Source organism: Ruania zhangjianzhongii (assembly GCF_008000995.1).
GTDB classification, from domain to species: domain Bacteria; phylum Actinomycetota; class Actinomycetes; order Actinomycetales; family Beutenbergiaceae; genus Ruania; species Ruania zhangjianzhongii.
Window position 1 is genome coordinate 1,111,128 of record NZ_CP042828.1, and the last position, 22,510, is coordinate 1,133,637.

Genomic DNA, 22,510 nt, shown 5'->3' on the forward strand with positions numbered 1-22,510 from the left:
GAGCCTTGCAGCAATTCCGTACCGGCACTCACGTGGCTTCCTCCGCCCGTAGGCGCGGAGTGCAGATGACCACGAACATCGTCGCGTAGCCCGCAGAAACCGCCAGTGCGCCGCCGACAGGCCCGAGCGCCGGACTTGCGGCGCACTGCACGAGGACGCTCGTGATGACGGAGAGCACGCTCGCCCACAGCACTAGGCGGTAGCGCGAGCGCGAGACGAGATAGCTCTGCAGCACTCGCGCATAGGAGAAGAGGACGACCCCCGGCACCATGATCTGGAGCACCAGTGCGGCGCTGGAGTAGTCGGCGCCGTAAAGCAAGGGCACGAGCCATGGTGCCGTCACCGCGGCCAGCGCCCCGACGGCTGCAGTGAGGGCTGCAATCCGGAGGGCACTGCGGCGCACCGCCGTGGGCGTTGTGTCGGAGCTGTAGTACCGGGGCAGTAGCACTGTTCCGGCTGCGACCGGCAGCACGAGCAGGAGGTCGGCAACGGGGGAAGCCACGGCGAGAAGTCCCACGGCAGCTGTGCCCGACAACGCCTGCAGCAGTGGCACCTGCAATCGCATGAAAAGCGCCTGCGAGATGGTGATAGCGCGGGTTCGTGAGGCTGTGTGCACTACAGCTGACGTGCGGTTGGTGCGCCGGTCGTGCGGCTGGTGACGGACCACTCGCACGAGGCAGACGAGCGCTACCAGGTATCCGGTGAGAAAAGCCAACTGATAGGGCGCGACGCCTGCGTGTCCGGTGGCGGCGATCAGCGCGGACGCCAGGAGGTAGATGACGGCGTTCATGAGCGTGGCCACCACCCAGGCCCGCCAGCGCCGCAGTCCCAGAATCGCGTTGCCGTAGAGCTGAACGGCCACCACCGGTGGGATCGAGACGAGGCAGATGACCAGGTGCCACCTGCTGAGCCCCAGGACGCTGAACGGGATGAGGAGAGCAGCGGTGACGAGGACGAGGACGATCGTGGCGATGATGATGAGACGCCGCATGATGAGGCCGAAAACCTCGGCGCGCTGATCGCGGTTCGCGGTGCGCAAGGCGGCCGTCTCGAGGCCGGCGCTGACGACGATCGCCGGGACCGCCGTCAATGTCAGCGCCACGGCGTAGATGCCACGATCCGCCGGAACCATCGACCGTGCGAGCATGACGCCGACCAGCACCGACAGCCCCATAGCGAGATAACGAGACAGCGTGACGCGCGCGATAGCGCGAGGACTGCCGGAGTCAGGCTCCTTTGGCTCCGGATGGTCTTCGACGTCAGGGACTCGGCCCGGTGCAGGGCGGGACCGGTGGACAAGGGGAAGTCGGCTCGGGACGTTCGTATGCCGCGAGCGCCGGGCGTTCACCGAGCAGGCACCCCCTTGACCGTCGTGTGCCGGGCCACATCCCGTACGACCACAGCACCGGCGCCTATGGTGGCATGCGGTTCCAGATGGAGATTCTGCAGCACTGTCGCATTTGCTCCGATGTAACAGGACTCACCGATCTGCACGCCACCAGATAGGCACGCAGCAGGATTGAGCCTGGTGAAGGATCCCACCGTCGAGTCGTGTCCGATCGTGACATTCTGATCGACCTGCACATGGTCACCGAGGGTGATGTCGACGCTGAGCCGGGCGCCTGCTGCAACAACGCAACCAGCACCGATCTGAACACTCTCGGCGACTGTGGCGTCCGGATGGATCGCAGTGCCATATGAGGCTGCTTGCGGTAGTCGTCTCACGATCTGACTTCGCAGCTGCGGGTCACCGACGGCGATGATCACATCGGTTGCGGCACCCACCGCATGGAGACTGGCATCTACTGCACCGAGAAACCGAGTCCGGGAACGCTCGAGCGATTCGAGTGACTCGGCCGAGGGCGCATCGTCGGCTACGCCCAACAGCCGCCACGACGGGCGCACCCTGTTCACGGCTCGGACGATCTCGACCACCTCGCGTCCGAAGCCGCCGGCGCCGACGATCACCAAGGGGTGCGCGGTCATGAGTGCGGTGGACCTGACTCGGCGCGAAAGACGGGCACAGTCGCTTCACCATCTGCCGTGATGCCCCGTCGCTGCAGCACTCGCAGCACGGTGAGGAGCAAAATGCTGAGATCTTGGCGCAGGTCGTGATGATCGACGTACGCAAGATCGAGGGCGAAGCGTTCGGACCAGCTGATCGAATTGCGCCCCCTCACCTGCGCAAGTCCCGTCAGTCCTGGCCGTACGTTGTGCCGACGTGCCTGTTCGGGCGTGTACTCGCCAAGGTATTGCATCAGCAGAGGGCGAGGGCCGACGAGGCTCATGTCGCCGCGGATCACGTTGACGAGGGTGGGTAGTTCGTCCACGCTACTCGCTCTGAGGACGCGCCCCACTCTTGTCAGTCGGGACGCATCGTCGGTTCTTTCGGAGGCGGGATCTACTGCGTGCATAGTCCGCAGCTTCAGCATCGTGAACGGTCTGCCGTGTAGCCCGGGCCGTGCTTGGCGAAAGAAGGCGGGAGCTCCCATCGTGACTCGGACCGCTATCGCGCCCGCCAAGGTCAGGGGCAGAGTGACGACGAGGGCAGGTACCGCGACCGCTACGTCGACCGCGCGCTTTCCTCGGTAACTCATGCTTTCGCCGCCAGGTTCGCCCGGATGGAGTGCAGAACCCTGGTGAGGTCGTCATCGGTCAGAGTTGAGCCACTCGGCAGCGCGATCCCCCGGGTGAAGAGTCCTGCGGCGATGTCTGACCCGAAGAACCGTTTTGAGGCAAAGACTGGCTGAAGGTGCATGGGTTTCCACAAGTGCCTTGCCTCGATCCCGTCCTCGCTGAGGGACCGGATCAATTCCGTCACGTCGGTAGACCGATCGTCGACAGTGAGCGTGGTGAGCCAACAATTATCGCGCTCGTCGGCGCCGTCGCTCCCAAGGAACTGCGCAGGTAGCTGAGACAGCTCATGCACGTAGGTTCGGCGGATCGCCCGCCGTCGAGCGATCATCGCATCTAGTCGGGAGAGCTGGCCGCGCCCCAACGCCGCGAGCAGGTTGGACAACCGGTAGTTGTAGCCGACCTCCTCGTGCTCGTACCACGGCACCGGTTCACGAGCTTGAGTGGAGAGCTTACGGGCGTGAGCGATCAGATCGCGATCGTTGCTGACGAGCATTCCGCCGCCGGAGGTGGTCATGATCTTGTTGCCGTTGAAGGACAGCACGGCAGCGTGACCGAAGGAGCCTGCGGCCCGACCTTGATAGATCGCGCCGAATGCCTCGGCAGCGTCCTCGAGCAACGAGACACCGCGCTCCGCAAGTGCCGGTTCAATCGTCGAGTAGTCGCAAGTGCGGCCGAACAGATCCACGGTCATCGCGGCCACGACCTCGCGGCCCTCGGCCTGCAGCGTGTCTACTGCGTCAAGTAGCGGCCCAGGGTCGACGTTGCCGTCCTCAGCCAGGCTGTCCACAAAGACGGGCTCCGCACCGGTGTAGACCACGGCGTTGGCCGAGGCAGCGAAGGTCATGCTCGGCAGGACCACCACAGTGCCGGGCCGAGCGCCAAGGTGGATCAGCGCCAGGTGCAAGGCCGCAGTGCCGGAGGAGAGGGCCAGTGCGTGCCTCACGCCGATGCGCTCGGCCACCTCGCGTTCGAACGCGTCCACATGCGGGCCCAGCGGTGCGACCCAGCCGGACCGGATCGCGTCGAGGATGTACTCCTCCTCCGTCTCGGTGATATCGGGCGTGGAGAGCAGGATGCGGCTCATCGACTACCGGCGCTCTCGCTGGTCGAGCCGAAGGCTGCCAGGAGGGCGAGGTCCTCTGGGTCGACCGGTGGTACCGAGACGTGACTGATCATCGGGTGCTGCCGCTTCTCTCCGGCTTCGTTCTCGGAAAACAGGATCTCGTGCATCTTCTCACCGGTCCGAAGCCCAGTGAACACGATGTCCACCTCTGCCTGGGCGTTGTCGATCAGTCGGCGGGCGACGTCAAGGATGAGTACCGGTTCGCCCATGTCCAGCACCAGTACCTCTCCGTCGGCGCCGATGGCGCCGGCCTGGATCACCAACTCACACGCCTCCGGGATGGTCATGAAGTAGCGGGTGACCTCGGGATGGGTGACGGTGACCGGCCCCCCTGCTGCGATCTGAGTGGTAAAGGTGTGCAGCATCGATCCGCGGGAGCCGAGCACATTGCCGAACCGGACGGAGATGTAGGTACCGGGGGAGTGGGCCCCGTACCAGGCCGTCAACTGCTCGGCAGTGCGCTTGGTGGTGCCGAGCACACTGGTCGGGCTGGCCGCCTTGTCCGTGGAGATGTTGACGACCCGGACCGCACCGTGACGCTGGGCAGCCTCGAGCACGTTCAAAGTGCCGAGCACGTTGGTCTTCCAGCCCTCGTTGGGGAAGCGTTCCAGCAGAGGCAGGTGCTTCAGCGCGGCAGTGTGGAAGACGACGTCGGGCTTGTGCATCGCGAACACCTCGTCGATCACGTCCCGATCGCGGATGTTGGCAAGGACGATGTCCTCGCTGTCCAGCAGGCCCTGGCCGTAGATGGACAACTGCACGCTGTGCAGGGCGGACTCGTCCCGGTCGAGCAGGACCAGCTTTCTCGGGCCGAGCCGATGCAGCTGGCGCGCCAGCTCGGAGCCGATCGAGCCACCGGCGCCGGTGACCAGTACGCAGTGCCCAGTGAGGTAACCAGCGATCTCATCGAGATTGGTCTCCACCTGGTGCCTGCCGAGGATGTCTGTGATGTCCACCTCGCGCACATCCTTGAGCTGGACCCGCCCGTTGATGAGCTCGGAGACCGGGGGGAGCACGAGGAACCGGGCGCCGGCGTTCTCCACGGCGGCTGCCGCATCGTTGATCAGGGCAGTGTCCGCGCGGGTGATCGCCAGGATCACCGTATCGATCTCGTGCTTCTCGATCAGCTCCGGCAGCTGCCCGCCCTGGCCGAGGACCGGCACCCCGAGTAACCGCAGGTGGCGTTTCGTGGGGCTGTCGTCCACGAGACCGATCACGTGGAAGGGGGAGTCCTCGTGCGTGTGGATCAGCCTGAGGAGCTGGTGCCCGGCATCACCGGCACCATAGATGAGGACCCGGTCGGTGCCGGTGACGTTGTGGTGCGACTGTCGATACCACAGTCGCCAGGTCAGGCGACCGGCGGCCATCGAGAGCAGCGCGATGGGTGGCGCGAGAATAGCGATTCCGCGGGGCAGGGCATCCAGTCCCGCGGGCAGAAAAGCGACGGCGAGGCTCGCGCCCACGATCAGCGTGGTCAGTGCGACCGCGGGGACTTCGTCGAAGCTTGCCGTGCGGTAGCGGCCCTGGTACAGCTTGAGCAGCAGTCCCACCACGAGCTGCAGGAAACACGCGGCCAGCAGGTAGAGCGCGATGGCGTTCCAACGCATCACTTCGAGCTCGAACGTGTACCGCACCCCGGCCACAGCGACTATGGCGCAGAACCAACTGAAGCAGTCCCAGAGCGCTTTGAGCATCCTTCGCGTCAACGGCCGTTCGAAAACGGTTCCGCGTTCCTCCGCTGTCACCGTGATCATCTCCCCCGAGAGAGTCCGTGGTAGCCGTCACGCTAACAACTCCCCGGGATGCTCGCCTGTTCGCACGTCTGGCCATCGACGCGGACCGGCGCGGGTGGCCGATGGGTGAGGTGAACAGCAGAGCACCCCGGGGAGCTGTGAAGCAGTGAACGCGGCCTGCCGACTCCGGTGGGTCGTTCAGGGTGGTCGGCTCAGTGCATGACGGTGCCCGGCAGCACCCCTCGGGGGTCTGCGCCTGGGCGCAGCCCTACCGAACGAAGATCTCCTTCAGCGCAGCCACCTGCTCCTCGGTCAGCTCCAGAGTGCCGGCGGCGGCGTTGTCCTCGAGCTGAGCCACGCTGGAGGAGCTCGGGATCTGCGTGCCCATCCCGTCCAGGGTGAGGATGTAGGCGAGGGTCAGCGTGCTGACCTTGACCTCCCAGTCCCGGGCCAGCTCGCCGAGCTTGCGCACGGCAGCGAGCTTCTCCTCCGCGATACCGGCGAAGCTGCCCTCGTCGAAGAGCCGGTCGCCCGGGCCCACCTTGTCCGGGTCGAGGTAGCGCTCGGTGAGCAGACCTTGAGCCAGCGGGGAGTAGGGCACGAAGGAAACGCCCTCGCGGGCGCACAGGTCCAGCACCCCGGGCAGGCTCTCGCCGTTCAGCGGGTCGAACCTGTTCTGCACCGCGATCGGCCGGGTCCGGCGGGACAGGGTCTCGCTGACCCGCAGGCACTCGCTCAGCTGCGCGGCGGTGAAGTTGGAGACGGCGAGGTAGCGCACCACGCCCTGGCTGACCAGGTCCTCCACAGTCTCCAGGCTCTCCTCCAGCGGCACCTGCTCGTCGAACCGGTGGAACCAGAGCACATCCAGGTAGTCCGTCTGCAGCCGCTCCAGGGAGGCCTTCACCGACTCGACGATCTGCAGTCGGGACAGCCCCGCGTGGTTCGGCGTCCAGCCGTCCATCCCGCCGTGCGTCTTGGTGGCCAGCACCACGTCCCGGCGGCGCTCCGGGTGGTCGGCCAGCCAGCGGCCGATCAGCCGCTCGGAGTTACCCGAGGCCGCGTTGTACCGGTTCGCGGTGTCCCAGAACATCACGCCGAGCTCACAGGCGCGGTCCATGATCTCGGCGGCACCCTCGGGATCGATCCGGGCGCCGTCGCCGGTGTCCGGGAACCCGAACTTCCAGGTGCCCAGCCCGATCGCGGGGCCCTGCAGGCCACTGCGGCCCAGGTACCGGTAGGGCATCGACTGGTAGTCGTGCGCCTGATAGGTGACGTTGTACAGATCGGTATTCGGGGTGAGAGGGTCCATGTCTCGATCCTGGCACACCAGAGAGCGGTTGCTCAGCCGGTAGCCACCGGCCGGACGGCGGCGATCCGGTGCGCGGCGACAGTGATCTCCGCGTCCCGGCGCACATCCAGGACCCGGATCCGTCCGGAGTCGACCGTCAGCGGGCGCACCACCCGGGACTGCACCCCACCCTGCGCACCGGCCATCACCAGCTCCACGCTGCCACCCCGGGAGGCCGCCAGCCGGAGCGCCTCCAGCGTGTCCGCCGGCGCTCCGGGCTCCTCGTTCCGGGACCGGAGCAGGTCCTGGGCACGCCGTTCACCGGCACGCATCTGGGCGATCACCTGTTCTGCCGGTTCAGCTTCATCGCCGCGGGGCTGACCCGGGCGCACCGCCCGGACCGCCGGCCGCACCGTGGCCGGGAGGGTCAGCGGCTGGCCGTCCGGCCCCTCGAGCACACCGGTCAGTCCGGCCTCCGCCAGCGCCTCGCTCACCTCCCGCGCCCCGGCTCGGGCCACCAGCGCGGTGGGGGCGATCGCCTGCAGCCCCAGATGGGCCAGCCCCGGGTGAGCGACCACCCGGGCCAGCGCCGACGGGTCCTCCGCTCGCAGATACGCCCCCACCCCGCCGATCCGGACCGCGCCGTGCGAGCGGGCCACGTCCCGCACCAGATACTCCAGCGGCTGCGGCAGTGGCGTGAGCGAGGCGGCACGGAGCCGGTCGAGCAGCTCGTCGGCGTCGGTGCCGCTGTCCAGCGCGCGGCGGACCGAGTCCGCCGAGAACCGCACGGTCATCCCGGGACCGCGGCTCTCCACATCGGCCACCAGGTCCACGAGCTCACGCAGCTGCGCCGAAGGGCGCCCCGGCACGACGGCGGTGAGGTCACCTTGGATGATCATCTCCGCCACTGCTGGGGGGATAGCCTCCGCCATCGCTGCGGCCAACGTGGCCGGGTCGGCATCCTGGAGCAGCAACCGTCCCGCCGGGGTGAGCCCGCCGGCGCCGGTCAGCCCCAGGGCAGCGGCCTCGGCGAGGATCGCCTGCACCGCCGGCAGCGGCGGCACCGCTTTGGCCGTGTACCAGCCGAGATGGGTGCGGACCTGTTCCGCACTGGGTGCGGAGTTCTCCGGCCAGGCGGCCAGCGCGGCCAGCACCCGGCGGCGCAGCACCGGCGCCCAGTGCCGCTCCAGGTCCGGTTCCAGCGCAGCACGGAGCACACCGCGCTCGGTGCGGGTGCCGGCCAGCCAGGGCGTACGCGCCCAGTCCGTCCAACCCAGCACCAGCTCCGCCCAGCGCTGCGCCAGGTCGGTCACCGCCCAGTCCTCGGCATCCACCGTGGCGGTCCACCAGGAGCCGTCCTCATCCATCCGGTGCCCGAGCAGCCCGCGCGCTGCGGTGAGCTCGACGACCAGGGCGAGCTCCGCCGTCGTGAGCTGGAAAGACGAGGCGAGCTGACGCAGCTCGCGTACCCCCACCCCGCCGGAGCGCAGCACCGGAACGGGGCGGGTTCGCCAGCTGCGGACCAGCGCCTCGATCTGGTCCAGGATCTCCTCGGCGGCGCGCGCCGATTCCGCCAGGACGGTCTCGGGGGCCCGCACCGGCGCCTCCGGTAGAGGCGCCGCCGGCGGGACCGCCGGAGTCAGCCGGGCGCCGCGGGCGGCGAGCGCCACCTCGCGTGGCAGCACCAGCTCGGTGGCAGAGGTCCGCACCAGGAGGTGATTGTCCAGCAACCAGCGTGCACCGGGCGGGATGTCGTGGGAGACGGTGCCCACCGGCGGCCCCCAGGTGAGCGCTTCGAGCATTCGACGGGCGGGTTCGGGAGCCTTCGCCAGAGCCGAGCGTACGGCTCGCGGGGTGGTGGGCCACCCTTCCGCCGGTGGCACGCCCAGGTCCGCCAGGCGCGGTCCGAGTCCGAGCGGGTGCGGGCCCAGGGTCTCGCGCAGCACCGGAACCGGGGTCAGTTGGTCACCGGTCTCGAGCACCAGGGCGAGCTGGACGAGCTCGGCCACCTGCTCGGTCGGGTCCTGGCTACCAGCGGCCTCGACGTCGGCACGGGTCGGTGGCCGCGACTCGGCCAGCACCACGATCGTCTCCAGCACGCCCAGGGTGGGGGCGTCCAGGGTGGTCAGCGCCCGGGAGACCGAGGCCCGCGCTCCGGCGCGGGAGGCGAGCGCGGTCAACGACGACGGCGCCGGCCGGGCCAGGTCGGGGCGGCGGCGCAGCAGGTGGTCCAGCCGTTCGTCATCCCAGGTCCGCACCGCCTCGGCGAGATCGGGTGAGGACCCTGCGGTGGGAGTTCGGCTGGGCATCCGCACTAGTCTACGACGGCGCCATCTGCAGTAAACTGGTGCGCAGGCGCACTGCGTGCGTCAGCGTTTCCCCTCCCCACGACAGAAAGTCAGGAATCCTCGTGCCCACCGGCAAGGTCAAGTTCTTCGACGCCGACCGCGGCTTCGGGTTCATCGGCGCGGACGACGGCGGCGAAGTCTTCCTGCATGCCTCCGCGCTGCCAGAAGGATCACCCGCCCCGAGGCCGGGCACCCGGGTGGAGTTCGGTGTGGCCGACGGCCGCCGTGGCCCGCAAGCCCTGTCCGTGACGCTCCTCGACCCCGCACCGTCGGTGGTGCGCGCTCAGCGCCGCCCGGCCGAGGACATGGGACCGATCGTGGAAGACCTCATCCGTTTGCTCGACCGCGCCGGTAACCGGCTGCGGGCCGGCCGCTACCCCGACCGCGAAGAGTCCGCCAAGCTGGCGCGGCTGCTGCGTGTGGTCGCCGACGAGTTCGACGCCTGACTATGAGTAAGAGCAAGGAGTGTGGTGCATGAGCGCCGCTGCAGCTACCCGCCCGGCCGCCGGACGTAAGTTGACCGGTGACAGTGTGCTCGAGGGAGCCGTGGAGCTGGCGCGCGCCGCCCTGGGCGAGGAGCAGGTGGGCGAACACCTCGGCTTCGCCCTGGAGGCCGAACGCCTCGGCACCCACTACTTCGCTGCGACCGCACCCGGCTACCGGGGATGGCGCTGGTATGTGAGCCTGTCCCGGATCCCGCGCTCCCGGAACGCGACCGTGTGCGAGTCCGGGCTGCTGCCGGGGGATGAGTCGCTGACCGCTCCGGCCTGGCTGCCGTGGGCCGAACGGCTCGCACCGGGTGACCTCGGCCCCACGGACCGGCTGCCCTACGTGCCCGGCGACGACCGGCTCGAGCCGGGGTGGGTCGCCGGTACCGGCGACGAGGAGACCGATCACCTGGCGCTGCGGGAGCTCGGCCTCGGCCGGGACCGGGTGCTCAACCGCAAGGCGATCGACGCCGCAGCCACCCGTTGGCACGAAGGCTCCCGTGGGCCGGACACGGCTGGAGCAAAGGCCGCGGGAGCGTCCTGCGCGAGCTGCGGTTTCATCGTGCCGCTCGCCGGATCGCTCGGCACCGTGTTCGGCGTCTGCGCGAACGAGTGGTCGCCCGACGATGGCAAAGTGGTCGCACTGGACCATGGCTGCGGTGCGCACTCCGAGACCGATGTGCCGGAGGACGGGCACGAGTGGGACCAGCCGGACCTGCACCTGAACGAGTTCGATCTCGAGGTGCTGGCGCAGCCGGAGCCTGAGTCGAGTGCGCAGCCGGAGGCGAGTGCCGCGCCGGAGGCTGAGCCGGAGCCGGAGCCGGGTGCGGCTGATGACGCGGGCAGCGGTGAGGATGCCGCGGAGACGCCGGCCGCCGAAGGCGCTGAAGCTGACGCCGAGACGCCGGCCACGAACGATGCTGGGGGCACGGCGATCGACGCCGCCGCCGAGGGCACCGCGGATGCTGCCGAGAGCACCGCGGACGCCGCCGAGACGCCGGCCGCAGACGCGCCCGCTGAGGCCGGTCACCCACCGGCTGAAGGTTCCTCGAATCACTCCTGATCGGCGCCATCTCGCCGTATAATCCCGAGTGCGTGGTACCTCCACGTATCGGCCGTAGAGCCGGATCCTGCACGGGCGGTCTGCGATGTGCTCCGCTACAGTGTGAAGGACCCGTCTCTCGGGGGACTACTGGCTAAGGAGCCGAGAGAATATGAGCGAAAAGATGACACGTCGGGCCCGATGGGCAGCGGTTGCCGGCGGTGCGGTGTGCGCGGTGCTACTGATGGCACCGGGAGCATCCGCATCCACCACAGCAGGGTGGGGTGACGAGCTCATCCAGCTCAACCCCGGCGGCTCGCAGGTTCAGGGTTGGGGCGACGAGCTGATCAACGGTGGTGGTGGCAACCAGGCACTGGGCTGGGGCGACGAGCTGATCAACGGTGGTGGTGGCAACCAGGCACTGGGCTGGGGCGACGAGCTGATCAACGGCGGTGGCGGCTACCAGACCCTCGGTTGGGGCGACGAACTCATCTGAGTCCGGCTCGGCCGAGTTTCCCCGCAGCTGTCACAGATGGCCGCGTCCGTGAGTCGGACGCGGCCATCTGCCTGTCCAGGCCCTCTGGCATCATGGCGGCCGTGATGAGTCGGTGAGCGTGTCTGGGCAGTACACCTCACTACGCCCGCTGATCCCCGGGGTCTATCTGCCGTCGCTGCTGTTCAGCATCGGGATCGGTGCGATGACGCCGATGATCGCGGTCAGTGCTGTGGGGCTCGGTTCCGGTGCTGCTGGTGCAGCGCTCCTGGTGGCCCTCGTCCCGGTCGGCCAGATCATCGCCGATGTGCCCGCCGGGGTTCTCGCCGCGCGCCTGGGGGACCGGAGCGCGATGATCGCCTCCTCGCTGGTGGCGATGCTGGCCCTGGCCGGCTGTGCGCTCGCGCCCAACCTGGCCACGCTTGCCGTGGCGGTCCTGCTCACCGGAGCCACGAACTCGGTGTACGGCTTGGCCCGGCAGGCGCACCTGACCGAGGTGATCGCGCCGATGCGGCGGGCCCGGGCGATGTCCGCGCTCGGCGGGGTCGCCCGGATCGGCCTGTTCATCGGCCCGTTCGCCGGTGCCGCCCTGGTGCACGGGGCCGGTGGGCCGGCCCCGTCCTACTGGCTCGGCGTGGCCACCTCGCTGATCTCCGCGCTGGTGGTCTGGTTCGTGGTGCCGGCCGAGGGCAAGGACCACGACGGATCGGGCGCCACCCCGCGCCCGCGGATCTCCACGCTGCAGGTGCTGCGTGACTTTCGCGGCATCTTCACCACCCTGGGCATCGCCGTGCTGCTGGTGGGGGCGGTACGCGGCGCCCGGCAGACCGTGCTGCCGCTGTGGACCGAGCACCTCAACTACGCCCCGGCCACCACCAGCCTGGTGTTCGGCCTCGCCGGCGCGGTGGACATGCTGCTGTTCTACCCGGCCGGCAAGGTGATGGACCGGCTGGGCCGGCTGTGGGTGGCCGTGCCGTCGATGCTGGTGATGACCGTGGCGATGGTGCTGCTGCCGTTCACCCAGTCGCTGCCCGCTGTGATCACCGTGGCCCTCGTGCTGGGGATCGGCAACGGCATCGGGTCCGGGATCCTGATGACTCTCGGGGCTGATACCGCACCGGAGCACGCCCGCGCCCAGTACCTGGGCATCTGGCGACTGTTCGGCGATACCGGCAACGCCGGCGGCCCGCTGGGAGTCTCCCTCGGTGCCGCTCTCGGCTCGCTCGGGGCCGGGATCATGGCGATGGGCGGCATCGGCGTGCTCGCTGCTGCGGCGCTGTGGCGATGGGTGCCCCGCTGGACCGACCATGCCAACGCCACCACCCGCCGTCGGGCTGGACTGACCGGACACTGACTGGATACTGGCCGGGACGCGCGGCGAGCACCCTCACCGCCGAAAGTCGATGCGGCCACCGGTGTGTGCGCCGTCGATGCGCGTGTGGTTCACGATGAGGCCGACCCACGGCCGGGTGATCTCCGGTGCGCTGAGGTTGAGGTAGCGACCGACCAGCCACCGATCACCGTTGTCTCGCGCCTCGATCAGCCCCTGGCACGCCCCGTCGTCCCAGTCGAACCAGAGGTAGATCGTGCGCGAGGCCACGCTGAGTCGGGCGTGACCCCGCCGCCAAGCCAGACGATCGCTGTACCACCGGCTGGACCACCTACCCGCGATGCTCCCGGGAGCATAGGTGATCGGATCGGCCCAGGTGGGTGCATTGTCGTCGGTGGCCGGCCCGGTCAGCCGGACGTTTCGGGCGAACTCCTTCACGTCGGCACCATCCGGGTCAGGGACGTCTTGCACGCCGAACGGGTTGCGAGTCATGGGCTCCTCCTGGGTACGGATCTGGTCTTCTGTCCGCTCCTATGGCAGACGGCGGACGGCCCCGTGGTGTGAGGTCAGATCGTGGGTCCGAGGGTGCTCGGCTGAAATCCCGTTGACCTGGGGCGCGCGGACCCCGATCTTGTCTGGGGTAGAAGGCGCGATCGGGCCGGAGAGGAAGTAGCCGTGCGAGTGACTGAACATGAGGTCGGACCGGGTGCGTACGGGGTCGGTATCGCAGCCGACGGCGCCGTGTGGACCAGTCTCGTTCCCGGCGGTGAGCTGGTGCGCCTGGACCCGGACGGCCGCTCTGCCCGGATAGAGCTGGACTCGCCGCAGAGCCGGCCCATGGTGCTGACCAGCGGGACCGACGGCGACCTGTGGTTCAGCCGCGGAGACGGGTTCCTCGGCCACATCGATCACGCCGGCACGATTTCCTCGCATCCGCTCACCACCAGCGCGACGCCCTATGGCATCTGCGCCGGACCCGAGCAGACGCTCTGGTACACCCTTGTCGACGGGGACCGCGTCGGACGGATGACCGCCGATGGGCACGCGGAGGAGTTCCCGGTGCCCGCCGGCAGCATGCCTTCGCTCCTCTCCGCAGGTGCCGACGGCACGCTCTGGCTCACGCTGAACCAGGCCAACGCCGTGGGCACCCTCTCCCTGACCGGCGCGCTGACGACCTACGAGCTGCCCACCGCCGACGGCGCACCCGTCGGTATCTGCGCCAGCCCGGACGGCGCCTGGTTCGCTGAGATCGGAGCCGGCCAGATCGGGCACATCGGCATCGACGGAGCCATCGAGGAGTTCCCGTTGCCCGACCGGTCCAGCAAGCCGCACGCCGTCGCCACCACCAGCGACGGCGGCTGCTGGGCCACGCTGTGGGCGAGCAGTTCCGCGGTCAGGCTCGACCGGCAGGGCCGCATCGTCGACGAGGTGCACTTCACTACCGGTGGCGAACCACACGGCGTGGCGATCGCGGCCGATGGGTCCGCCTGGGTCGCGCTCCAAGCCGGGTCTCTCGCGCACATCGCTGCTGGCTGACCAGGCCACCGCGCGCCCACCTGCACAGCTGTGTGTGACGTGGGACACTTCCGCTGAGGCCATCAGTGGAGGCAGAGATGATTGCAACCAGTGACGCAGTGGCGCCCGACGGCCGCCCCAACGGCTCGCCGGCGTTCACGCGAGTGCTCGCCTACGGGCGCAAAGTCGCCCGCGACCTCGCGCTCACCGGAGTCCCTGAGGACTCCTATGCCGTGCAGGAGGAGCGACAGCCTCCGCGCAAGGAGGAGTTCGGCTTCTACGGCTTCGGCGACGACATCCGGGTGCCCATCCGGGAGCGCCGGTTGAGCCTCGGCGGCTGGCGAGTGCACCACCGACTGCTGGACGAGACCATCCGGCTGGACGAGGTGGGCAGCCAGGTAGGTCCGGCCACTGCCCGCACGGTGCGGGAGATCTGGCTGTTGCGCAGCGGTGGGCTGCAGGAGGCGGTGCTGCATACCGAGGCCGACGGCGCTACGTCAGCGCAGTCGGCACCGTTGACCGAGGGGGTCGCGGCCTCGATCAACGACACCGAGCAGTGGCGTCAGGAACGGTCCAGTCACGCTGGTGTGCGGTTACTACGGCGTACGGCGATCCTCACCCCGGGTGCCGTGGATCCGGAGCTTGGCGCTTTGGAGGGGGCGCTTGACGAGTTGCGGGAGCGGATGAATCGCTGAGGGCGGGTGCGCGCCGAGTGGTCGCAGCTCGGCACGGTGGCGGTCTGCCTTCGTGGAGGGCACTGCGGTCCGCAGTGTGGCAGCGCCGCCGAGCAGCATTCGTCCACATTTCTGCTCGACCCTCTAGCGTACGGGTGTTCGAAATAGTACACTAGTTCTATGGGCGGCGACATCGATATCTTCTCGGAGGGCTCCGGTGATGGGGGCTCCGGGCGGGGTGGTGCTGTGGGGGTGATGGCTCGGTTGTTGACTGAGTTCGAGGGTTTGGGCGTGGATGAGCAGCTGGTGCGGATGGGTACTGGTGGTGCGTTGTTGGAGCGGTTGCTGGCGTTGGATCTGGACGCGGTCGGGGATGGGGCGCTGGTGGAGGCGGTTGCTGCGGCGAACCGGATCTCGGCGTGTGCGGAGGCGGTGAGGGCGCAGGCGGCGGGGGTGCTTGCGGAGCGGGCGTCGATGAATCCGCCGGCGTTGGCGGTCGAGAGTGTTGATGCCGACACCGGTCGGGTTACTGCGATGGATGCGGAGAAGGGGTGTACTGCGCCGGAGGAGTTGGCGGTGCGGTTGGGGTGGACGCGGGGGCAGTGTCGGGATCTGGTGCGGCGGGGCCGGGCGTGGGGTACTCATCTGGTGAATACGGGTGAGGCGCTGCGATGGGGGTGGATCGATGCTGGGCGTGGGCGGGTGATCGCTGATGGGTTGGCGGATTCGTCTTGGCAGGTGGCGATGGCGGTGGAGGATGAGGTGTTGCCGGGGGCTTCGGGGCAGACTGCGGGGCAGTTGCGCCGTGATATTGCTCGGGCGTTGATCGCTGTGGATCCGGCTGAGGCTGAGGCTCGTGCGCAGCGGCGTCGGGCGCGGCGGCGGGTGAGTCGGCCGCGGGTGTTGGCTGATGAGGTGGCGGCGATGACGATCGAGGGTCCGGCTGCTGATGTGCTTGCGTTGGATCAGGCGTTGCATGCTCACGCGAAAGCGGCCAAGCGTGAAGGGGACTCGCGCACCATGGGCCAGCTGCGCTTCGATGCTCTCGCGGGGGTGGGTTCTCAGGCTTTGGTGAGTGGGCATCTGGGTCCGAAGCACTTGGGCCTGTCACTGGCTCAGAGCGAGGGGCGCAAGCCGGAGGTTCATGTCACGGTCCCGATCAGCCACCTGATCCCGGACACCCCGGCACAGGCCAACGCCGGAACCAGCACCAGTACCGGGGCCAGCACCGGTACCGGAGCCCGCGCCAACCCCGATCCCGATCTCGATCCAGGTGCGGGGGTTGATTGTGGTGATGAGGCGGGTGTGCTGCGCCGGATGCTGACCGCACCACCCGCACCCGCACCCGCACCCGCACCCGCGCCCGTGCCTGGCGCCGGGTCGACGTGTACGTGTGGTGGCCGCCGGATCGGACCGGCAGAACTGGCAGGATCGGCAGGATCGGCAGGACCGGCAGACCAGACCGGGTCGGGTGTGTCGGCTGGTCTGGAGGCGCCGTGGTATATGCCGAGTGAGACTGTGATCGACGTGGGTCCCAGCATCAGCGGCGAGGCGGTGCCGTTCCTGAGTGGGTATGGGCCGATCACTCCTGCTACTGCTCGTGCGTTGGCTGCGGGTGGGATTTGGCGCCGGTTGGTGACCGACCCGGTCACCGATCAGTTGCTGGACCTGGGTCATACCCGGTATCGGCCCTCGAGTGCGTTGGCCGACCATGTCCGGGCCCGAGATGTCTCTTGTGTGCGGCCCGGGTGCTCCACCCCGGCGACCGAGTGCCAGCTCGATCACACCCAGGCGTGGGACCACACCGACCCGGGCGAGGGTGGGGCGACGGCTCCGGCGAATCTGGGGCCGTTGTGCCAGCGGGACCACCAGGCCAAGACCCACGGCGATTTCGAGCTCGAGCAGACCGCTCCCGGGGTCTTCGAATGGACCACCCCCACCGGGCACCGCTACCGCCGCAACCCCGACGGCAGCACCACCCCACTGAGCCACCACCCCGACACCCCACCCCCGTTCTAGGGCCGAGGTGTTCGGCGGCGTGTCACGTTCTCCCGGGTGGACGGTGCACCCCGCGGTGCGGATCGCTCAGAGCACAGCGACCTTCCATCGGCTGCACGCAGGTGCGCCTGGCCGAGCTGGGCGTGTGGGCCGGGGCGCATGGAGCACTGCTGCAAGCGGCCGAGGTGGGGTGAGGCTGAGGCTGGGTGACGCCCTGGTGGCCGTGGTTAGGGTAGGTCGATGACCACCCCGCCGTGCGCCGAGCTGCATCTGCACCTGGAAGGAACCCTCGAACCCGATCTGGTGTTTGCGCTCGCTGAGCGGAACAAGATCGAGCTGGACTACCGCGACCCTGATGAACTGCGTGCGGCGAAGGAGTTCACCGATCTGCAGTCATTCCTCGACCTCTACTACTCCTGCATGCAGGTGTTGCGTACCGAGGAGGACTTCGCCGACCTGACCCGCGCGTATCTGCGCCGGGCCCGTGAAGCGGGGGTGTGGCATGCGGAGATCATGGTGGACCCGCAGGCGCACATGGTCCGCGGTGTGCCGCTGCCGACGGTGATCGAAGGGGTAGGCGGCGCGCTCGCCGAGAGCGAGCGCGAGTTCGGGATCAGCACCGGCCTGATCGCCGCGTTCCTGCGGGACCGGCCCGCAGCCGAAGCGCTCGAGGTGCTCGACGATCTGCTCGTGATGGACGCACCACTGCTGGGCATCGGCCTCGACTCGGCCGAGGTGGGCTACCCACCCTCGCTGTTCACGCACGTCTATGACCGCGCCCGCAGCGCCGGACTGCACCTGATCGCGCATGCGGGGGAGGAGGGGCCAGCGGAGTACGTCCGGGAGGCGCTGGACCTGCTCGGTGTCGAGCGGATCGACCACGGCATCCGGTCGATGGACGATCCGGACCTGGTGCAGCGGCTGGTCCGCGAGCAGGTCCCGCTGACCGGGTGCCCGCTCTCGAACGTGCGCCTGCGCGCTGTGCCCAGCCTGGCCGAGCACCCGCTCCCCGCGATGCTGGCGGCCGGGCTGCTGGTCACGATCAACTCCGACGACCCGGCGTACTTCGGCGGCTACGTGGACGACAACTACGCCGCTATCGCCGAGCAGTTCGGCCTCGGCCGCGACCAGCTCGCCGCGCTCGCAGAGAACTCGGTGCGTGCGTCGTTCGCGAGCGAGGCGCGCAAGACGGAGCTGCTGGGTGAGGTGGAGACCTGGCGGGTCGGCTAGGTTCGCCGGTCAGCCATTGCATAGAGCTCGAAGAGATCGCGGCTGGTCGTTAGCCATAGTGACCGGCTCGGCAGCGGAACCCCACGGTCTCGAGTACCGCTTCGATGTAGGACTTCGGGTCGGTATCCGGAGCAAGGTCGCCCCAGAGTAGCAGTCGTTGGATCAGGGCACCGGCGAGCAGGTCCTGCATGAGCTCGGGATCGAGGGCGGGATCGATCTGGCCGTCGTCTTGTGCCTCTCTGATCCTGGCGGCGAAGGCCCCGCGCCTGGGAGCGAACATCTCCACGAGGTAGGTCTGGGTGATCGCGCTGCCGTCGGGGCCGAGCGCCACCAGCTGACGTAGAAGGTTTCGAGCGAACTCATCCTCGAGAGCTGTGGCGGCACGGGCGACGAACAGATCGAGGATCTCCTCGAGCGTCCCGTCAGCCCAGTCTTCCAGGCCTGCTTCGGACTCGGCGCGAAAGGCCAGCAGGGCGGAGGCGACCAGTTCCTCGCGGGTGTCCCATCGCCGGTAGATCGCGGTACGGCTGGCCCCCGCCCGTCGGGCCACCTGGTCGAAGCTCACCGCCGCTCGCCCGCCCTCCGCGAAGAGCGACAGGGCTGCGCGCTGAAGTCGGCGATCGACGTCTGCACTACGCGGTCGGCCAGCCATGACGCCTACCGTCTCACACCCCTTTACGGTTTCGCTACACCTCTGTACCGTAATCGCGGGGCACCCACCCGCGACCTCGACGCGAGGAGAAGTCCGATGCGGACAGTTTCTGACAGCACGGCGTTCATCACAGGCGGAGCCAGTGGTATCGGGCTCGGCATGGCACGCGCCTTCGCGGCCGAGGGAGCGAGGCTCGCCTTGGTCGACCTCGATGCCGCTGCCCTCCGTGAGGCCCAACGCGAGCTTGCTGACGTGACCGAGGTCATCACGATCACCCTCGATGTCCGTGACCGCGAGGCGATGGCGGCAGCTGCCGATCGCACCGAGAGCGAGCTCGGTTCCGTCCGGGTCCTCTGCAACAACGCCGGTGTCGGTAGCGGGATGGGTGGTATGAATCTCGAGACGATGAAGTACGAGCACTGGGACCATACCCTGGGGGTGAACCTCGGCGGTGTGGTGAACGGCGTGCAGACGTTCGTGCCGCGAATGGTCGAGCGGGGTGGGCCGGCGCATGTCGTCAACACCTCGTCGGGCTCCGGGCTCGCCGTGACCGGCGGGGCGCAATTCATGTACTGCGCGTCGAAGTACGCGGTGACCGGCCTTTCCGAGGCGATCGTCAACCTGCTGAAGCGGTACGGCATCGGTCTGACTTTGGTGAGCCCGGGGTTCGTCGACACCCGGATCGCGGAGACGACCCGTCGGCTCGACCCAGCTGCAGCCGAGGCCGACGCCATGGATTCGGACTATCGAGAGAAGCTGGAGCGATTCGAGGCCCTCTTCGAACCGTTGGGGCAGGACCCCGACGACGTCGGTGCCATGGTGCTGGACGCCATCCACCATGACCGGCTCTACTGCCAGCCGGATCGACTGATGGCAGAACCGGTCCGGGCGCGCTGCAGCGCCCTGCTCGAGGCCATGCCCCCGGAGACCGAGCGGGATCGACAGATGGTCGAGATGATCCAGAAGGTTCGTCAGTAGCGTGGGGTGACGGCCGGCCCGATCAGCATGCGACACTCGGCGAATGATCCGGGTGACTTTTCTCTATCCCAAGACCGACGTGTCGACATTCGACATGAACTACTACACGTCGACGCACATGCCGATGCTCGCCGCCGCCCTCGGCGACGACTGTCAGAGCTGGGGCGCCGACAGGATCACCAGCGGCCCATACGAGGCGATCGGTTGGGCGCTCGTCTCGAGCGCCGAGGCGTTCGGCGCAGCGATGACCGAGAAGGGTGCCGAGATCAGGGCTGATGTCGCCAACTACACCAACATGCGCCCCGACGTCGTCATGGGAGACGTTGTCAGATAGGGGTGACGGCTGCTGGCGCAGCTGATCTGACATCTCGACGATCGCCACGCGGACAGCGCCCTCATGACCGGATCCTGAGCAGGTCCGCCTCGAAGTCTGCTAGGTACCGTCGACGTTGAATCTTGACACCGTAAACGACTTGCGGCACTGTCGGTCAGCAGGTAGGTAGTTTACATCGCAGAGGGGCGATGGAGCCGGTCGCAGCCGACCGGGTCCCGCCGGACGAGGAGCAGTTGATCATGAATCCTTCAGTTTCCCGCCGCGGCATGCTGGCCGCCGCCGGCATCGGCGCGGTCGCGACAGCCGCCACCGTGCTGCCAGGCACTAGCAGCGCCCACGCCGCTCCGCCCATCGGCCGGGGCCCGACGGTGCTGCCCGGCGCCGATGTCGCTCATGCCGATGACTGGCAGGTCTTCAACGGTCGCCGGATCGGCATCATCACCAACCCCACCGGCGTCGTCCGAGACGGACTGAGAAGCATCGTGGACGCCATGCACGAATCCGGCAGGGTGGACATCGGCGCGGTGTTCGGTCCGGAGCACGGCTTCCGTGGCACTGCCCAGGCCGGCGAATCGGAAGGTACCTACGTCGATGAGCGCACCGGCGTCACGGTCTACGACGCCTACGGTGCGGACTCCGCCAAGTTCGAGCAGTTCTTCAACGACTCCGGGGTCGACACGATCGTCTTCGACATCCAGGACGTCGGGGTGCGCTTCTACACCTACATCTGGACGATGTACGAGGCGATGATCGCCGCGGCCAGGACCGGCAAGGATTTCATCGTGCTCGACCGGCCCAACCCCGTCGGTGGCACGCCCCACGGCACGATGATGACCGACGGCTACACCTCCGGTGTCGGCAAGGACAAGATCCTGCAGGCACACGGGATGACGGTCGGCGAGGTCGCCCGCTTCTTCAACGGCGAACTGCTGGAGGAAGCCGGGGGAGCGACGCTCGACGAGGTGCAGGTGGTCCAGATCGAGCGCTGGAAACCCGAGCAGTTGTTCGCCGAGACCGAGCTGCCGTTTGTGATGCCCAGCCCGAACATGCCGACGGCGGACACGGCGTTGCTCTACTACGGCACCGGGATGTTCGAGGCCACCAACATGTCGGAGGGCCGCGGCACCACCCGTCCGTTCGAGCTGATCGGTGCGCCGTATGCGGACCACCGCTGGGCTGCCACGCTGAACGAGCGGGAGATCCCTGGGGTGGAGTTCCGCGAGGCATATTTCAACCCGACGTTCTCCAAGCACCAGGGGGAGATCTGCGCTGGCGTCCAGGTGCACATCACCGACCCCCGCGAGGTCTCATCGATCAATGTCGCGACGCACATGATGACCGCGGCCCGGGACCTGTACGACGACTTCGGATGGCGTGCACTCGATGGAGACAACCCGGGGCGCTGGATCGGTCTTCTCACCGGGTCCAGCCGCTTCCAGAGCCTGCTCGAGGGCGGCGCATCGGCTGAGTCGATGATCCGGTCCTGGATGGCTGACGAGCGTACCTTCGAGCGGCAGCGTCGCCCGTACCTGATCTACCGGCGCGCGCGCTGACCCTGCTCACCGGGTCCGGGCGCTCTGGGCGCTGGGGCCCCGTGACCGTCACCGGGCTCAGCCCGCCGGTGGACCACGACCAGTAGGACCACAGCAAGGGTGAGAAGTACGCCGCTGTGGGTGAACTTTGCTGCGTGCGTGACGCCGTCGGGTACAGGGGTGGCGAAGCCGGTGAGCGTCCCTGCCAGGACGACCCCCGCGCCGAGCAGGCCGATCTCTCGCGCGCCCCATCGGCCTTGGCGGACGCACCAGCCGAGGGTAGCCCCGCTGATCGCGACGATGGCGGCCAGGCTCACCGTTCCGGCCCAGGTTGGCGGCAACAGGTCCGTGGTTCCCTTGAGCACCATCGCCCCCAGGACCACCGCAGCCGCTGGGACGCGGCGGCCAGTCGACGCGCTCGTCACCGGGCCGCCGAGTCGGGTGAACGTGAGTGCCGCGATGACTGTCACGACGGCGAGGACGGTGACCACCTGGACGACCGATGGCGTGTATCCGTACGTCTGTCGGCCATCCTGATGCACCGCCACCACGACCAGAGCCGCTGCGGCGACCGTGAGCGGCAGGCCGACCTTACCGAGGAGCGGGCGGCCGCGATGGGCCGGCGCCAACGCGTACAGCAGGGCGAGTGGAGCACCGATGCTCATCATGACGTGGCCGAGTGTCCAGCTCAGTGCAGGGAAGACGCTGAACCCTAGTGAGGGGACCAGTGTGGGTTCGCGCAGCTCCGACCAGAACGCCACATCGGCCCGATCCTCACCGAACAGCGCGAGGTCGATCACGCCGGGCATAGCCAGGCCGAACGCTGCGGCGAGCACGAGGGTCCCGGCCCAGCCGCACCCGGTGCGCACGGAGGCCTCCCGGATCAGCAACGCCGCCCCGCCATAGAGGGGTGCGAAGAAGAGCAGGGTGGCTAGTGACGTCCAGAGGTCACCGGTGAAGGAGAGGTAGGCGGACAGGTACTCCGCAGTGATCGGCGCGACCAGGAACACGCTCAGCACTGGTACGAGGCGACGCCGCAGAGGGAGCATGCTCACAAATTACCAGAGTGGCTACTCTATTAATCGCGAATAGGGCCGCGCAAGGCGGACGCAGAA

At 68.4% G+C, this 22,510-nt stretch carries 21 protein-coding genes; 11 read left to right on the top strand and 10 right to left on the bottom strand.

The annotated features are described in order from the left end of the window. Positions 1–28: 28 nt before the first annotated feature. The 7 genes from FU260_RS05130 to FU260_RS24345 form a co-directional block, all read right to left on the bottom strand. Complete coding sequence (locus FU260_RS05130; protein WP_268957812.1) at positions 29–1,348, bottom strand: oligosaccharide flippase family protein; 1,320 nt, start codon at positions 1,346–1,348, stop codon at positions 29–31. Then, entirely contained in the window at positions 1,345–1,986 is a 642-nt protein-coding gene (locus FU260_RS05135; RefSeq protein ID WP_147916081.1) for a NeuD/PglB/VioB family sugar acetyltransferase, read from the bottom strand. The genes FU260_RS05130 and FU260_RS05135 overlap by 4 nt, the downstream gene beginning before the upstream one ends. Then, entirely contained in the window at positions 1,983–2,597 is a 615-nt protein-coding gene (locus FU260_RS05140; RefSeq protein WP_147916082.1) for a sugar transferase, read from the bottom strand. Before FU260_RS05140 ends, FU260_RS05135 begins: the two co-directional genes overlap by 4 nt. Further along, entirely contained in the window at positions 2,594–3,721 is a 1,128-nt protein-coding gene (locus FU260_RS05145) for a DegT/DnrJ/EryC1/StrS family aminotransferase (RefSeq protein WP_147916083.1), read from the bottom strand. Before FU260_RS05145 ends, FU260_RS05140 begins: the two co-directional genes overlap by 4 nt. Continuing rightward, the gene (locus FU260_RS05150; protein WP_147916084.1) at positions 3,718–5,514 is read right to left on the bottom strand and encodes a nucleoside-diphosphate sugar epimerase/dehydratase; all 1,797 of its coding nucleotides are present in this window, start codon (positions 5,512–5,514) and stop codon (positions 3,718–3,720) included. The genes FU260_RS05145 and FU260_RS05150 overlap by 4 nt, the downstream gene beginning before the upstream one ends. A 247-nt stretch (positions 5,515–5,761) precedes the next feature. Next, the gene (locus tag FU260_RS05155) at positions 5,762–6,802 is read right to left on the bottom strand and encodes an aldo/keto reductase (RefSeq protein ID WP_147916085.1); all 1,041 of its coding nucleotides are present in this window, start codon (positions 6,800–6,802) and stop codon (positions 5,762–5,764) included. A 32-nt stretch (positions 6,803–6,834) separates the two neighbouring features. Beyond that, entirely contained in the window at positions 6,835–9,090 is a 2,256-nt protein-coding gene (locus FU260_RS24345; protein WP_147916086.1) for a helicase-associated domain-containing protein, read from the bottom strand. Between the two features lie 101 nt (positions 9,091–9,191). Here FU260_RS24345 and FU260_RS05165 point away from each other — a divergent pair, with 101 nt between their 5' ends. The 4 genes from FU260_RS05165 to FU260_RS05180 all read left to right on the top strand — a co-directional run bounded on the left by FU260_RS05165 (position 9,192) and on the right by FU260_RS05180 (position 12,506). Next, complete coding sequence (locus FU260_RS05165) at positions 9,192–9,575, top strand: cold-shock protein (RefSeq protein ID WP_147916087.1); 384 nt, start codon at positions 9,192–9,194, stop codon at positions 9,573–9,575. Between the two features lie 28 nt (positions 9,576–9,603). Further along, a complete protein-coding gene (locus tag FU260_RS05170; RefSeq protein WP_147916088.1) occupies positions 9,604–10,680 on the top strand; it encodes a DUF3027 domain-containing protein in 1,077 nt (358 codons plus the stop codon). A 151-nt stretch (positions 10,681–10,831) separates the two neighbouring features. Beyond that, complete coding sequence (locus FU260_RS05175) at positions 10,832–11,155, top strand: hypothetical protein (protein WP_147916089.1); 324 nt, start codon at positions 10,832–10,834, stop codon at positions 11,153–11,155. Between the two features lie 112 nt (positions 11,156–11,267). After that, positions 11,268–12,506, top strand: a complete 1,239-nt coding sequence (locus FU260_RS05180; protein ID WP_235912430.1) for an MFS transporter — start codon at positions 11,268–11,270, stop codon at positions 12,504–12,506. A gap of 33 nt (positions 12,507–12,539) precedes the next feature. On the opposite strand, the gene FU260_RS05185 is transcribed toward FU260_RS05180, so the two are convergent. Next, positions 12,540–12,974 carry a hypothetical protein gene (locus FU260_RS05185; RefSeq protein ID WP_147916090.1) on the bottom strand — a complete coding sequence of 145 codons (435 nt, stop codon included), beginning with the start codon at positions 12,972–12,974 and terminating at the stop codon, positions 12,540–12,542. A gap of 189 nt (positions 12,975–13,163) precedes the next feature. Here FU260_RS05185 and FU260_RS05190 point away from each other — a divergent pair, with 189 nt between their 5' ends. From FU260_RS05190 to FU260_RS05205, 4 genes are all read left to right on the top strand, one after another. Then, complete coding sequence (locus FU260_RS05190; protein WP_147916091.1) at positions 13,164–14,018, top strand: Vgb family protein; 855 nt, start codon at positions 13,164–13,166, stop codon at positions 14,016–14,018. Between the two features lie 77 nt (positions 14,019–14,095). Then, positions 14,096–14,692 (top strand): hypothetical protein, encoded by a 597-nt coding sequence (locus FU260_RS05195; RefSeq protein WP_147916092.1) that lies wholly within the window; start codon positions 14,096–14,098, stop codon positions 14,690–14,692. A 159-nt stretch (positions 14,693–14,851) separates the two neighbouring features. Then, a complete protein-coding gene (locus FU260_RS24350) occupies positions 14,852–16,690 on the top strand; it encodes an HNH endonuclease signature motif containing protein (protein WP_147916093.1) in 1,839 nt (612 codons plus the stop codon). A 219-nt stretch (positions 16,691–16,909) separates the two neighbouring features. Then, on the top strand, positions 16,910–17,899 hold the full coding sequence (locus FU260_RS05205; RefSeq protein WP_147916094.1) for an adenosine deaminase: 990 nt from the start codon (positions 16,910–16,912) through the stop codon (positions 17,897–17,899). A 49-nt stretch (positions 17,900–17,948) separates the two neighbouring features. Here the strand turns inward: FU260_RS05205 and FU260_RS05210 are convergent, their stop codons facing one another. Then, entirely contained in the window at positions 17,949–18,551 is a 603-nt protein-coding gene (locus FU260_RS05210; RefSeq protein WP_147916095.1) for a TetR/AcrR family transcriptional regulator, read from the bottom strand. 96 nt (positions 18,552–18,647) lie between these two features. Here FU260_RS05210 and FU260_RS05215 point away from each other — a divergent pair, with 96 nt between their 5' ends. The 3 genes from FU260_RS05215 (at position 18,648) to FU260_RS05225 (ending at position 21,416) form a co-directional block, all read left to right on the top strand. Continuing rightward, a complete protein-coding gene (locus tag FU260_RS05215; protein WP_147916096.1) occupies positions 18,648–19,529 on the top strand; it encodes an SDR family oxidoreductase in 882 nt (293 codons plus the stop codon). Between the two features lie 43 nt (positions 19,530–19,572). Further along, positions 19,573–19,863, top strand: coding sequence for an EthD family reductase (locus FU260_RS05220; protein WP_147916097.1), 291 nt, complete (start codon positions 19,573–19,575; stop codon positions 19,861–19,863). Positions 19,864–20,102: 239 nt separating this feature from the next. Then, positions 20,103–21,416 carry an exo-beta-N-acetylmuramidase NamZ family protein gene (locus tag FU260_RS05225; protein WP_147916098.1) on the top strand — a complete coding sequence of 438 codons (1,314 nt, stop codon included), beginning with the start codon at positions 20,103–20,105 and terminating at the stop codon, positions 21,414–21,416. Here the strand turns inward: FU260_RS05225 and FU260_RS05230 are convergent. Further along, entirely contained in the window at positions 21,398–22,444 is a 1,047-nt protein-coding gene (locus FU260_RS05230) for a hypothetical protein (RefSeq protein ID WP_147916099.1), read from the bottom strand. The genes FU260_RS05225 and FU260_RS05230 overlap by 19 nt on opposite strands. Between the last annotated feature and the right edge of the window lie 66 nt (positions 22,445–22,510).

Bases quoted from the DNA above. Each gene is read 5' to 3' on its own strand.
- FU260_RS05135 (WP_147916081.1), bottom strand. From the start codon at position 1,986: ATGACCGCGCACCCCTTGGTGATCGTCGGCGCCGGCGGCTTCGGACGC.
- FU260_RS05140 (WP_147916082.1), bottom strand. From the start codon at position 2,597: ATGAGTTACCGAGGAAAGCGCGCGGTCGACGTAGCGGTCGCGGTACCT.
- FU260_RS05145 (WP_147916083.1), bottom strand. From the start codon at position 3,721: ATGAGCCGCATCCTGCTCTCCACGCCCGATATCACCGAGACGGAGGAG.
- FU260_RS05150 (WP_147916084.1), bottom strand. From the start codon at position 5,514: ATGATCACGGTGACAGCGGAGGAACGCGGAACCGTTTTCGAACGGCCG.
- FU260_RS05155 (WP_147916085.1), bottom strand. From the start codon at position 6,802: ATGGACCCTCTCACCCCGAATACCGATCTGTACAACGTCACCTATCAG.
- FU260_RS24345 (WP_147916086.1), bottom strand. From the start codon at position 9,090: ATGCCCAGCCGAACTCCCACCGCAGGGTCCTCACCCGATCTCGCCGAG.
- FU260_RS05170 (WP_147916088.1), top strand. From the start codon at position 9,604: ATGAGCGCCGCTGCAGCTACCCGCCCGGCCGCCGGACGTAAGTTGACC.
- FU260_RS05175 (WP_147916089.1), top strand. From the start codon at position 10,832: ATGAGCGAAAAGATGACACGTCGGGCCCGATGGGCAGCGGTTGCCGGC.
- FU260_RS05185 (WP_147916090.1), bottom strand. From the start codon at position 12,974: ATGACTCGCAACCCGTTCGGCGTGCAAGACGTCCCTGACCCGGATGGT.
- FU260_RS05195 (WP_147916092.1), top strand. From the start codon at position 14,096: ATGATTGCAACCAGTGACGCAGTGGCGCCCGACGGCCGCCCCAACGGC.
- FU260_RS24350 (WP_147916093.1), top strand. From the start codon at position 14,852: ATGGGCGGCGACATCGATATCTTCTCGGAGGGCTCCGGTGATGGGGGC.
- FU260_RS05205 (WP_147916094.1), top strand. From the start codon at position 16,910: ATGACCACCCCGCCGTGCGCCGAGCTGCATCTGCACCTGGAAGGAACC.
- FU260_RS05210 (WP_147916095.1), bottom strand. From the start codon at position 18,551: ATGGCTGGCCGACCGCGTAGTGCAGACGTCGATCGCCGACTTCAGCGC.
- FU260_RS05215 (WP_147916096.1), top strand. From the start codon at position 18,648: ATGCGGACAGTTTCTGACAGCACGGCGTTCATCACAGGCGGAGCCAGT.
- FU260_RS05220 (WP_147916097.1), top strand. From the start codon at position 19,573: ATGATCCGGGTGACTTTTCTCTATCCCAAGACCGACGTGTCGACATTC.
- FU260_RS05225 (WP_147916098.1), top strand. From the start codon at position 20,103: ATGAATCCTTCAGTTTCCCGCCGCGGCATGCTGGCCGCCGCCGGCATC.
- FU260_RS05230 (WP_147916099.1), bottom strand. From the start codon at position 22,444: ATGCTCCCTCTGCGGCGTCGCCTCGTACCAGTGCTGAGCGTGTTCCTG.